The sequence below is a fragment of the Clostridium sp. genome (assembly GCF_051650885.1).
In the GTDB taxonomy this organism is placed as follows: Bacteria; Bacillota; Clostridia; order Clostridiales; family Clostridiaceae; genus Clostridium.
In genome coordinates this window covers 1-12066 of sequence record NZ_JBOFRG010000311.1, presented here as the reverse complement: position 1 = coordinate 12066, position 12066 = coordinate 1, and the positions used below count along the sequence as shown (strand labels likewise).

General features: G+C 27.6%; 11 protein-coding genes. 7 read left to right on the top strand and 4 right to left on the bottom strand.

Features of this window, described 5'->3' with window-relative positions:
- Positions 1-245: 245 nt before the first annotated feature.
- A complete protein-coding gene (locus ACRC28_RS14920; RefSeq protein WP_438544230.1) occupies positions 246-1610 on the bottom strand; it encodes a sigma-54 interaction domain-containing protein in 1365 nt (454 codons plus the stop codon).
- Positions 1611-1735: 125 nt separating this feature from the next.
- Between ACRC28_RS14920 and ACRC28_RS14915 the strand changes: the two genes are divergently transcribed.
- The gene (locus ACRC28_RS14915) at positions 1736-2797 is read left to right on the top strand and encodes an iron-containing alcohol dehydrogenase (protein WP_438544229.1); all 1062 of its coding nucleotides are present in this window, start codon (positions 1736-1738) and stop codon (positions 2795-2797) included.
- A 23-nt stretch (positions 2798-2820) separates the two neighbouring features.
- On the top strand, positions 2821-3234 hold the full coding sequence (locus tag ACRC28_RS14910; protein ID WP_438544228.1) for a DUF3785 family protein: 414 nt from the start codon (positions 2821-2823) through the stop codon (positions 3232-3234).
- A 54-nt stretch (positions 3235-3288) separates the two neighbouring features.
- Here ACRC28_RS14910 and ytaF read toward each other — a convergent pair whose 3' ends face one another.
- Complete coding sequence (ytaF, locus tag ACRC28_RS14905; RefSeq protein WP_438544227.1) at positions 3289-3906, bottom strand: sporulation membrane protein YtaF; 618 nt, start codon at positions 3904-3906, stop codon at positions 3289-3291.
- A 116-nt stretch (positions 3907-4022) separates the two neighbouring features.
- Complete coding sequence (locus ACRC28_RS14900) at positions 4023-7067, bottom strand: hypothetical protein (protein WP_438544226.1); 3045 nt, start codon at positions 7065-7067, stop codon at positions 4023-4025.
- Positions 7068-7291: 224 nt separating this feature from the next.
- Between ACRC28_RS14900 and ACRC28_RS14895 the strand changes: the two genes are divergently transcribed.
- The gene (locus ACRC28_RS14895; protein WP_438544225.1) at positions 7292-7849 is read left to right on the top strand and encodes a TVP38/TMEM64 family protein; all 558 of its coding nucleotides are present in this window, start codon (positions 7292-7294) and stop codon (positions 7847-7849) included.
- On the opposite strand, the gene ACRC28_RS14890 is transcribed toward ACRC28_RS14895, so the two are convergent.
- A complete protein-coding gene (locus ACRC28_RS14890; protein WP_438544224.1) occupies positions 7846-8781 on the bottom strand; it encodes a lactonase family protein in 936 nt (311 codons plus the stop codon). The two genes, ACRC28_RS14895 and ACRC28_RS14890, sit on opposite strands and share 4 nt — an antisense overlap.
- Before the next feature lie 149 nt (positions 8782-8930).
- On the opposite strand from ACRC28_RS14890, the gene metA reads away from it, so the two are divergent.
- From metA to ACRC28_RS14870, 4 genes are all read left to right on the top strand, one after another.
- The gene (gene metA, locus ACRC28_RS14885; protein ID WP_438544223.1) at positions 8931-9851 is read left to right on the top strand and encodes a homoserine O-acetyltransferase MetA; all 921 of its coding nucleotides are present in this window, start codon (positions 8931-8933) and stop codon (positions 9849-9851) included.
- An 80-nt stretch (positions 9852-9931) separates the two neighbouring features.
- The gene (locus ACRC28_RS14880; protein ID WP_438544221.1) at positions 9932-10621 is read left to right on the top strand and encodes a tyrosine-protein phosphatase; all 690 of its coding nucleotides are present in this window, start codon (positions 9932-9934) and stop codon (positions 10619-10621) included.
- A 91-nt stretch (positions 10622-10712) separates the two neighbouring features.
- A complete protein-coding gene (locus ACRC28_RS14875; RefSeq protein WP_438544231.1) occupies positions 10713-11429 on the top strand; it encodes an alpha/beta hydrolase in 717 nt (238 codons plus the stop codon).
- A gap of 29 nt (positions 11430-11458) precedes the next feature.
- Positions 11459-11956, top strand: coding sequence for an NUDIX hydrolase (locus tag ACRC28_RS14870; RefSeq protein ID WP_438544220.1), 498 nt, complete (start codon positions 11459-11461; stop codon positions 11954-11956).
- Positions 11957-12066: the final 110 nt, after the last annotated feature.

The following is a 12066-nucleotide window of genomic DNA, read 5'->3' as shown; positions in this document are numbered from 1 at the left end:
TAGAGGAACAATGGAAGCTGCAGGAAAAGATGCAATACACATATTAGACTTAATGTATATGAAAAAAGCCTACACAAGCGAAGATAGAGCAGGTGGTAGAGGATATAAAGATACAGAAGATATGTGGAAGAGAAGACTTCAAACTAAAGCTAAGTTTGAGGGACATCTTGAAAATTAAGAATTTAAAATTAAAAATTTAGAATTAAAGGGGGACTTGCAATGCAAGTCCTCTTTTGAGTACGCTATTAATTAATACCGTATCTTTTAATTTTATTGTATAGGGCATTACGGCTTATTCCAAGGGATTTAGCCGCTTGTGTCATATTTCCATTGAAGTGAACTATTGTATTTTTGATAGCTTCTATTTCTAGTTCTATTAAGGTTCTAGGTGTAGATGGGGTCATTTCTTTTTTACAAATAGTACAAGCGTTATCTGTACACTCCTGTGAAATTGGATTTCCAAGATTGTCGAATTCAAGACAAGTACATTCCTCGAAGTCCATTTCATAACTTGTTTGACCGTTTAGGTTTACTATATTTTCTACACAGTTTTCAAGTTCACGTATATTTCCAGGCCAACAATAAGATATCATTTTTTTAAATAAAACATTAGATATAGTTGGTACTGGTTTATGAAGTTTTTCACTTTTTACCTTTAAAAAATGGTCTATTAAAATAGGCACATCACCAAATCTGTCTTTAAGTGGTGGAATATGAAGTGGTATAACATTTAATCTGTAATATAGGTCTTGCCTAAAGGCACCTTTTTTTATTTCTTCTTTTAAATCTTTATTTGTTGCGGCTATTATTCTGACATTTATTTTAGTTTCAGATTTTGCACCTATTCTTGTTATAACACCTTCTTGAATAACTCTTAAGAGATGAACTTGCATTTCAAGTGGCATTTCACCAATTTCATCTAAAAAGATTGTTCCGCCATCAGCAAGTTCAAATTTACCAGGTTTTCCACCTTTTTTAGACCCTGTAAAACTTCCTTCTTCATATCCAAAAAGTTCACTTTCAATTAATGATTTTGGAATAGCACCGCAGTTTACAGCTACAAAGGTTTCTAAGGCTCTATCACTGTAATTATGTATAGCTTGTGCTAAAAGTTCTTTACCACAACCACTTTCTCCAGTTATTAAAACTGTAGAAGGGCTTTTAGATATATTTTTAGCATCATTAATAACTTTTTGTAAGGCTGTACTTTCTCCAATTATGCTATCAAAGGTATAAGCAGCATCAGAAAGAGTATATTTATTAGATTCTTTAATAATGTCTTTCATATCTCTTAAAATTAATAAAAAACCTACAAAGGTATCTTCTGAGAATAAAGGCTTAAGGGTTGATGAAAGCTCTTTATTTTTTAAAGAAAGAATAAAGTTTTTTAAATTCCCCTTTGTTTTAGGGAAGTTTTTTAGTGTTTCTTCTAAATGGTTAAATAAATCAAAAATAGAATTGTCAAAAAGAGATTTATTTGTACAATTTAAAAGTTCTATTGCTAAAGTATTAGCAAATTTTATTTTAAAATCTGTAGAAATAAATATAACACCTTTGTCTAAAGAGTCCATAACTAATCTATAATATTCAAAATTTGTAAAAGTGTTCATATTTTCCTCCTAAATATATTTATATTACAAAGATTATATTATTTTATCATAATAAGGCTTTTGTATAAATAGTATAGAATAAGTAATCTTTATAGAGGGCATCAATAGTTGAAAGGGGTAAATGGATGAAATTAAATTTAAAAACAGATACGAATATTGTATATGGAAGAGGGATGATTGAAAAATACGGGAAAGAAATGTTAAAGCTTGGAGAAAAGCCTTTAATAATAACAGGGAAGAAGTCCTCTAAAAATAGTCAAGGCTATAAGGATATAGTAGAATATTTGAAGAAAAATGAAAAAGAATTTTCTATTTATATAAAAGAAGGGGAAGTAGCACATATCAAGGATTGTAAGGCATCAAGAAAGATATTAGAAGAAGAAAAATGTGATTATATAATTGGGATTGGAGGGGGAAATACGTTAGATATCGCAAAATATGTAGGATTAAACAAAGATGTGAATGTATGTGCAGTTCCAACAATTTCAGGATCAGGGGCTGAAACGGCTAAGTATGGATATATTTATAGTAAAAATGGTATTAAAATAATAGAAAAAACTGTAGATATGGCAATAGTAGATCCATACTACACAAATAAAATAAATATAAGTGATGTACAAAATTCTAGTATAAATGCATTAAGCAACCTAATTGAAGGTTACTTAAATATAGATATAAACAAAGAAAATGAAAAAATAGCAATTGAAGGGCTTAGAAGATTTGGAGAGTCTATAGATAATTTATTAGATGGTAACATAAGTGCAAGAGATAGAGAAAACTTATCTATGGCATCTATACTTGGAGGAATTCTTTTAGATAGATATGGACGTAGTATGTTTAACATATTAGGAGAAACTTTAGCAGAACATGAAGAAATAGGTCTTGGATTTTCTAAAGGACTTTTATATACAGAATATTTGAAGAAATTTAGAAAAGAAAGAAAATTAAATAATATTATAAACGTATTAGGTTTTTCTACCTTTAGAGATTTAGGAAAAACTATAAATAAATTAAGCAATTATGAAAAATTTAGTTTAGAAAAAATAGAAATAGATATAATAACAAATATAGCTATGGAAAAAATAACAGATGGAAATAAAAAGCTTAAAAATGAAGTATATTATGATATTTTTAATATTTACTCAAATAGTTTGAAAAATAGAGAGCTTAATTATGATATAATATAAGAAAAAAAGAAAAGAGGATTTATATGGAATACAAATTTAAATTTGATGAAAAAGAATATACACTAAATGAAGAGAATTTTCTAGAAATGATTAATGATGAAGAAAATGAAGTAGAAGGGTTTTCTTTAGAAGAAGCTATAAGACTTTTAAATGAAGGAAATTTAGAGTTTGATAAGGCTTACTATAGCAGTCCATGTGAAGAATGTGAAAGTAATTTCAAAGAAAAGAAAAGTATAAGTGAATATGTGGAAGGCTTCTTTTACATATATACTAAGAATAATAAATATGTTATTAGTAATATTGATAAAGATTATGAAGGAAAAACTTTTAATAAATTAGAAATTTTAGGTGAAGTAGATAACAGTTACATTGTAAGCATTATAATATGCAAAGAATGTAGCAAGTTTACAATCCAAATAGAAGAATTAGTAATATAAAAAGATAAGCATAGTAGAGAGTTTTCTACTGTGCTTATCTTTTTAGAGTAATATCTAAAGTTTAGTAAAGGCTATCAAAATTAAGATAAGCCCTGAAAGCCAAGAAAGATTAATATTCTTTTTAGTTTTAAGCTTTCTTCCAAGAAAAGCTCCAAGCTTAAAGGAAATTACTCCAAAAATAAAGGAAAAGAATAATAAGGAAAAAAAGTTTATGTCATAAAGCCCAATCCCAAATCCAACAGCTAAGCTATCTAATGAAAGAGCTAAGGCTAAGTAAAAGCTTTCTCTTAAGGAAATATATTTAGAATTATCAAAATCAGCACATTTTTCGTCTAAGTAAACATTAAGAGCAAAATTCATATCAAAAAGTTTAAATCTTAGAGGTTCTTTATGAAGAGAATATTTTTTGAAATATTTTTTTATTAATATTTCAAAAAGTTTATAAATTCCTAAGGAAAAAAAGATACAAAAGCTAATTTTCGAAGGAAGCCCATTTGGCAAAAAATCTTCAAAGAAAGAACCAAAGAAAATTGATATTCCTAAAATTAAAGTAGAAAAAAAGTTAATTAAAACTATACGTGAAGTCTTAATAGTAATATTTTCACTTCCATAAGCAATACTTGATGCAAAAGAGTCAATAACAAGTGAAAAAATTAAAAAATAAATACTCATTCTATACCTCAAAAATATTGTTTAATATATATTATGAAAAAGAATTGTAAAAGTTACATTATTCGACAAAAGAAAAGAGGGCTAAAATTTAGCCCTCTTAAGTGAATTTTTTAAAATTAGATATTTCCAAATCTAAATGGGAATTTTACAGTAATGCTTTCATTTAATGAAGTATTATGAGAAATACCAAATAGCTTATATCCAAGAGGTAGTAATTCAAATAATACAAATTCATTCTTGAAGTAAGCAGGAATTGAAGATGGTGGAATATTAGAGAACTCTATAGTAAGAGTTTTATCTTCAATAGTTAGAAGTGCAGTGATTTCATAATTATTTCCACCCTTAGAGATAGAACGAAGAGAAGCATCTGGCTCATCTGCTACTGTAGGATTTAAAATAGCATTATCTCTAACATTACTATCACTAGTCTCATAAGTTCTTATATTACTACGAAGTTCAAATATATTATCGAAACGTAGAGTTGCAAATGGTTCTGTTTCAGAAGGATCTACTGAGCTAGGTCCCTCAGTTGACATTAATATACCAGCTACACTAATAGTTCCATCTGGATTTTTAGATTCTAAAACATCGATTGCATCAGTAAATTCAACTTGGAATTTAGATGTGAATAAAGTAGGACCTAAAACTACATTAGATGAAATAGGGTAAAGCTCATATGATGGGTATTCTACAACAGATTTTAATTTAACATAAGAATCTGCAGAGTGGAATCCAGTAATTCTATAAGCTTCTGGTGTTGTAGAAAGTTTTAATTCATTTGCCAAAGCATTTGTGTTAACTGGTGATTTACAGTAAAGCTCTAAAATACTTCCTTCTGTTGATGGGGTACCAGTAAGTCCATTAACTATAGTTGCTCTAGAAACATTTAATCTTAAGCCTTCACCATTATAAACAATAAAATCATTCACATGAGTAACATTAATTGGACTAGATAATTTAAGAGCTACAACGGCTTCGTTTGGTTCACTTACATTATCAACCCATACAGTACTAATTGAAACAATTTCAGGTCTAAGATTATTTTTAACTGTAATAGGATTGGTTAATTCTATTGGTCTATTTAAAATATCTTCAGAAAGAATATCACGATTAACTTTATTTAAGCTCATAAGATAATCTACACCGCTAGAGAAAACAACATCAGTAAAAGTGAATGTAAGAGTTTTTAAATCATCACTAACTACTACAGAAGAAATTGTTAATGGATCAGAAGCATCAGCTTTAAAAATAAAATCTTCCTTATAAACAACAATATCAAAGCCTTCTTCAGATTGTAATGATGTTGGAAGAGTATAAGTGATTTTATTAGAATCAGTAATAGATGCAACACCACCATCAAGTTTTAAAGTTGGAAGAAGCTTAGTTATTGGATAATCTTCGCATAAGTTAACTATATTACCAGAAGCATCTGTTACATAGAAAACTTTAGTTAATCCAACATATCCAACCTTAATTAATGAGTTAGCAAGAGTTAAATTTACCTTTGTATTTAAGTTAAATCTAGTCCAAAAATTATTTTTTAAAACTGTTGGAGTAAAATCTTCAAGAGTTGCAAAATCTGTACCATCAACTGCTAATTTAAAGTTTACACCTTTATTGATACCATGTTCACCACTACTAGCCATAGCTTCTCCAAATTTAATTAAGATGGTGTCATTTAAATCATTAGGAGTTTCTTGTTCAGTTCCAAGAATCGCTAATACTTTAGGTCTAGTAGTATCAACAATTAAAAAGTCATAAGGTATATTTTCTAATAAAGAACCATAAATATCTACTAAATTATTAGCTATTAAAGTATAAATACCTGAAGCTAATTGAGGTTCAAATTCTAAAGTAGCTTTTGTTGGAGTAGAAGGATTAAAAATAATGCTACTAACAGGGATTAAAGTAGAACTACCATCAGCAAAAACAGAATAATTTGCAAGTGTATTTATATTGCCTGCTCTCATAGAATGTGAAAAAGTCAAATCAATTCTTGTTAGAGATAAATCTTCAACAGATTTATCTTGAAGAATAGAAATTATAGCAGGCTTTGGTAATTCTAAATTAGAAGAATACTTATAATTACTAATTAACAATCCATAACAATCTACTATGCCAGAAACAGTTATAGCATTAGGTCCTGGAGTTATAAAAGTATTACCATCCATTCTAAAAATTAAAGTATCAAGAGTAGAAGGTTTTCTAGAAAGTGAAACTGATTCATTTAGGTTAGAACGTATAACAGATGCAATAGAATCAACTGTGATTTTACCAGAGATATCTATAACAGGAGATGTAAATTGAACTTCTACTGTTTGCGGATCTATGATAGAAACATTTTTAACAGTAGCACTATATTGAGCACCAGTTAATTCAAATTCAACTTCAGAAATAGGAACATCTCTATTATAGAAATCTGCTAAATGAAGTCCTGTTAAATGATGGTCAGCTATTTTACTTGTAGCTACTTGTAAATTGTGGAATCCTATAGGAAGAGATCTAATATTAGATTGGATTAAAAGAGTTCTACTATCATCAGATTGTGAAACTGTAAATGGTTCTGCTAAAGTAATTTCTTCATTAGTACCATATTTAAATGAAACTTTTGGTAAAATATATCCAGGCCATTTAGGGTCAGGAGTATTACTTTGATTAGGGTCTTCCTTAAAATATTTAACATAGAAATTTGAACAAGCATAAGTTGTATGCAATCCACCAGTTTCAATTGAGCCTATTGGAAGAGTAACTGGAATGGATGATAATATAGATGAGTCATCAAGATGTCTTATAGGATATTCAAATTGAATTTCAATAAGTCTATTTCCGTAAGAAGTTACTTTAGGGATAAGAGGAGCTGGGAAATCTGTAAAAGATACAACTTCTTCATCAACTAAAATATCATCTTTGAAAGCCTTTAAAATATAATTTGTATAAGGTGACATTAATAAATCATCATCTGAAGAAATATCTTCATCTTCAGGAATAATTAGAGTTTTAAGTGATGGATTAAGAGAGTTATAAACTAAATTTAAAGCTACTTTAAAACTACTATTTTCATTGTATAACTTGAATACTATATCAGATGCAGGTGAACTTAATTCCACATCTAAACTTTTAGGGTTAATATGAGAGATATTTAAAATTAATTTATTTTCCATAAAATTTAACCTCCATAAAATTAAATAGATTATTTGTATAGAATATAATATGGGAAAAAGAATAGAATAGTGATAGAATTTGGCAAAATAAGTTCATTAGAGGCTAAAATTATATAAACATATTAAAAAATATATATAGTTAAATAAAAAATGAAACCTCTTTAAAAAAATAGGAGTTAATATTATAATAAAATATAAAAGAAAAAGGGTATTGGTGTATAAATATGAATGTGGTAATAGAGTTATTAAATGAATATAGAGACATTGCAGTTTTAATAAGTGTTTTTATAAGTATTATAATTGCAATTTTAGGGCTTGTTCCTTCTGTTTTTGTAACTGGTGCAAATATAGTGTTTTTTGGTCCGTTTTTAGGTTTTTTAATTTCTTTACTTGGGGAAACAGTAGGAAATTATGTTAGCTTTAAAGTTTATAAAAAAGGATTAAAGAAAGGTATAGAAGAAAAATTTTCTAAATATAAGGTTTTAGAAAAGATAAAAAACAGCAGTGGAAATAAATGTGCATTTCTTATATTAGAAGGAAGGATAATTCCTTTTGTACCATCAGGAATAGTAACGCTTGCTGCAAGCTTAAGTAGTATAGATGATTTTAGATATACTTTAGCTACATGTATTGGAAAAATTCCATCAATAGGCTTAGAAGTTCTTGTAAGCTATGGAGTTCTTTCGTCAGGAGCAAAAGGAGTGCAAGCTCTTTTAGGTATTGGAGGAGCATATTTAATTTATAAGACTATTAAAAAGAATAAAAAGAAAGGAACCGATTAAAGTTCCTTTATGCAAACAGGCTCAGGTAATGGTATTTCATTTAAGAAACTATTAATTGAGCCATCTTTATTTAAAGTAAAGATAGAAAGTGAATCTTTTAAGCTATTACAACAAATAAGTCTATTATTTTTAGAAACCCAAAAATCTCTAGGAACATTAATAGATGGATGATTAAAGTTTTGGATTAATGATAAAGTATCATCCTCTAAAATCTTGAAAATAGAAATAGTATTTGTTTTTCTTTCAGCCGTATATAAAATTCCATTACGAATATGGATAGCTGAAGCTTCAAAAATTTCTGAATCACCAAGAGGTGAATATTCTTTTAAAATTTCAAAAGTATTTATATCTACTAAAATAATATTATTACTTCCTTCAGTTAAAACATACATAAAGTGGTCTTTAAAAACTAAATGTCTAGGTTTAGAGTTTTTATCTAAAATAAGAGTTTCTATTAATTCTAAGGAATTGAAATCATAAATATAAATAGTAGAGTTTTTCATATCAACTAAAAATAATTTATTATCATAAACAGAAGAATAGTGAAGGTTACTATTTGGAATGTTTATTTTTTTTACTAAGCTTAAAGAAAAATCAGGATTTATCTTATAAAGAATAAATAAACCATCATGATAGTTTGAAGCTAAAACAAAATCCTTATAAATATTTATAAAACATGGTGAACAAGAAAAATCATCAGATTTATCTAAAGGAATTAAAGAATTATCCTCTAGTCTAAAAAGAACAACTCCCCCTGAAGAATGGTCTCCATGAGAGCATGCAATAAGGTTATCTTTTACATGAAGAAAGGTTGGGTTATTAAGGTGGAAAGCTTTAGAAAAAAAGCCCTCGCCTTTTTCATCTATAGTTAAAAAGTAGAGTCCTTTGCTATATTTTTTGGTATAGGTTCCAATTAAAAAATGAGAATCCATAAAATGCCTCCTAATATAAGTTACGTTAAAATTTGTTATATACATATATTATACCATTAAAAAGGTAAAAAAATAAATTTCCCTTTTATATCCATTTATGGTTATAATGTTATATGAAAGATTTTATATAATAAAAGGGAGGAAAAGTTATGCCACTTAAAATACCAAGAGATTTACCAGCATATAAAGTTTTAACTAAAGAAAATATTTTTGTAATTAATGAAAAAAGAGCAGAAAATCAAGATATTAGACCATTAAAAATAGGAGTATTAAACTTAATGCCAATGAAAATAGAAGCTGAAAATCAAATTTTAAGGCATTTATCCAATACTCCAATACAAGTAGACATAAGACTTATAAAAACAGAAAGCTATAAATCTCAAAATACATCAAAAGACCATTTAGATAAGTTTTATTCTTCTTTTGAAGATATTAAAAATGAAAAATTTGATGGACTGATAGTAACAGGAGCACCAGTTGAACATATGGAATTTGAAGAGGTTACTTACTGGGATGAATTAAAAGAGATAATGGAGTGGAGCAATGAAAACGTATATTCCACCTTGCATATCTGCTGGGGGGCACAGGCAGGACTATATTATCATTACAACATAAAGAAAAAATCCTTAAATGAAAAAAAGTTTGGAATATTTAGTCATTATGAAGTAGAAAAAAACGATAAGCTTTTAAGAGGCTTAGATGATATATTTTATGCACCACACTCAAGACATACAGAAGTATCTAAAGAAAGTATATTAAAAGATAAAAGATTAAAAATACTATCAGAATCTAAAGAAGCAGGAGTTTTTATAGTAAGAGATTTAGAATATAGAAAAATTTTTATAACAGGACATTTAGAATACGATAGAGATACTTTAAGAAATGAGTATATAAGAGACTTAGAAAAAGGCCTAGACATAAAAATGCCAGAAAACTACTTTAAAAACAATGAAATAGATGAACCTCTTCCAGTTACATGGAGAGGAACTGCAAATATAATATTTAGTAATTGGCTTAATTACTGTGTTTATCAAAATACACCATTTGATATTTTAGAAATTAGTAACTAGTAATTAGAAATTAAAAATGAAAAATTAGGAGGAATCCCAAGGGGTTCCTTTAAAGTTAGGAGAATTTTGGAGGGAGAGATATGAGGAAGGTGGTACTTAAAAGTACATTGAATACAAGGGACTTAGGAGGATATCTTTTAAATTCAGGGGATAAAACATTAGAAAGAGCTTTTATTCGTAGTGATGCACCACTTAATTTATCAGAAGAGGATATTAATGTGTTATTGGAAAATAATATTAAAACTATCATAGATTTAAGGAGTGATAATGAAGCTAATAGGAAGCCTTATACTATTATGAAACATAAGGAGTTTAATTATTATCATTGTGAAATATTTGGAGGAGGAAAAGTTCCTGAAAGTGGAAAACTTGTACCAATATCATATTTTGATATGATAGATGAACAGAAATCTATATATAACGTTATGAAGATTTTAGCAAATGCAAAAGAAGGAGTAATTTATCATTGTGCAGTAGGTAAGGATAGAACAGGAGTTATTTCAGCCCTTTTACTATTACTTGCAGATGCAAGAAGAGAAGAAATTATTATTGATTACACAACTTCTTGGGATAGGTTAAAGAAAGAATTAATTGAATATTGTAATAGATGTGAGAGTGTAAATTTAGATATTGTAACACCAAAGAGAGAGTATATAGAACAGTTTTTGGACATGTTTCATAAAAAATACAACAATGTAGAAGAATATCTAAAAAAAATTGGGCTAGAAGAAAATGAAATTTTAATGTTAAAACAAAAACTGAAAAAATAGAGTGGTGAATAATTAAAAGGCTAAAATTAAAAATGAAGAATTAAGGAGAATCACAAAGATTTTTTTGTTAAAGTGGTTAGATGAGGGAATGATGAAAAAAGAGTATTTAAAGATAGAAAATATTCCAGCAATTTTATGGGGAAACAATTCAGATAGTGTATTTATAGCAATACACGGAAATATGTCAAATAAAGAAGATGAAGTTATAACTATATTTGCAGAGCAAGTTACAAAATTAGGTTATCAAGTGATTAGTTTTGACTTGCCAGAGCATGGGGAACGAAAAAAAGATAAAGAATTATGTAAAGTGCAAGAGTGTGTGAATGAACTTAGTTTAGTTATGAATTACATAAAAAAACAATGGAAAAATATTAATTTGTTTGCATGTAGTATGGGTGCATATTTTAGCTTATTAGCATATAAAGATGAAAAAATAAAGAAAACATTATTTCTTTCACCAGTTGTAAATATGGAAGTAATTATAACTAATATGATGAAAGAGTTTAATGTAAGCCAAAGAGAACTAAAGAATAAGCAAACCATAAAAACACCTATAGGACAAAATTTATATTGGGATTACTATTGCTATGTGAGAGATAATCCAATTAAAAAATGGGCGAATTTAACTAGCGTACTATATGGTTCAAGAGATGAATTATGTGAACCAAAAATTATATTTAGATTTATAGAAAAATTTAAATGCGATATAACTGTAATGAATGACAGTGAGCATTATTTTCATACGCAAGAGCAATTGGAATTTTTTGAAAAATGGTTATTAAAGAAAATAGATGGTGATATGAAGTAAAATTATTTATAAATAGTAAGGAGATATTTATGGAATTATGGGATGGGTATAATGAGAAAGCAATTAAAGTTGGAGTTGATTTAGTTAGAGGAGATAAAATAGAAGAAGGGGTATTTCATGCTATAGTTGTAATTATTATTTGTCATAAGGATGGAACTTATTTATTAATGCAAAGAGATTGGAATAAAATGAAGTTTCCAGGTTTATGGGAAGCAGGTGCAAGTGGGTGTGTTTTAAAAGGAGAAAGTTTTATAAATGCGGCGAAAAGAGAGCTAACTGAGGAAACGGGAATAGTAGCACAAAATTTAAAACTAATTTATAGCCATATTAATAGAGAAATCAATGCACTTTATAAGGTGTTTTTATGCAATTGCAATATTGATAAAAAGGATATTACATTGCAAAAAGGAGAAACTATCGACTTTAAATGGATTTCAACAAAAGAATTAGTCAAATTATTAAATTCTAAAAATTTTACTAATCCATCGCCAAAGAAATTATTAAAGCATATAATGGAAAATTCATAGATGATAAAAAAGTTTAAAAAGCATAAAAGTAAATTAATAGAGAAGATTAGCTGTGGAGAGAAAAAAGTTATAGTAAAATAATTTTTTTGAAATATATGAAAAAGTACTAC

Excerpts from the sequence above, each read along its gene's own strand:
- ACRC28_RS14920 (WP_438544230.1), bottom strand. The coding sequence starts at position 1,610 with ATGAACACTTTTACAAATTTTGAATATTATAGATTAGTTATGGACTCT.
- ACRC28_RS14915 (WP_438544229.1), top strand. The coding sequence starts at position 1,736 with ATGAAATTAAATTTAAAAACAGATACGAATATTGTATATGGAAGAGGG.
- ACRC28_RS14910 (WP_438544228.1), top strand. The coding sequence starts at position 2,821 with ATGGAATACAAATTTAAATTTGATGAAAAAGAATATACACTAAATGAA.
- ytaF (WP_438544227.1), bottom strand. The coding sequence starts at position 3,906 with ATGAGTATTTATTTTTTAATTTTTTCACTTGTTATTGACTCTTTTGCA.
- ACRC28_RS14900 (WP_438544226.1), bottom strand. The coding sequence starts at position 7,067 with ATGGAAAATAAATTAATTTTAAATATCTCTCATATTAACCCTAAAAGT.
- ACRC28_RS14895 (WP_438544225.1), top strand. The coding sequence starts at position 7,292 with ATGAATGTGGTAATAGAGTTATTAAATGAATATAGAGACATTGCAGTT.
- ACRC28_RS14890 (WP_438544224.1), bottom strand. The coding sequence starts at position 8,781 with ATGGATTCTCATTTTTTAATTGGAACCTATACCAAAAAATATAGCAAA.
- metA (WP_438544223.1), top strand. The coding sequence starts at position 8,931 with ATGCCACTTAAAATACCAAGAGATTTACCAGCATATAAAGTTTTAACT.
- ACRC28_RS14880 (WP_438544221.1), top strand. The coding sequence starts at position 9,932 with ATGAGGAAGGTGGTACTTAAAAGTACATTGAATACAAGGGACTTAGGA.
- ACRC28_RS14875 (WP_438544231.1), top strand. The coding sequence starts at position 10,713 with ATGAAAAAAGAGTATTTAAAGATAGAAAATATTCCAGCAATTTTATGG.
- ACRC28_RS14870 (WP_438544220.1), top strand. The coding sequence starts at position 11,459 with ATGGAATTATGGGATGGGTATAATGAGAAAGCAATTAAAGTTGGAGTT.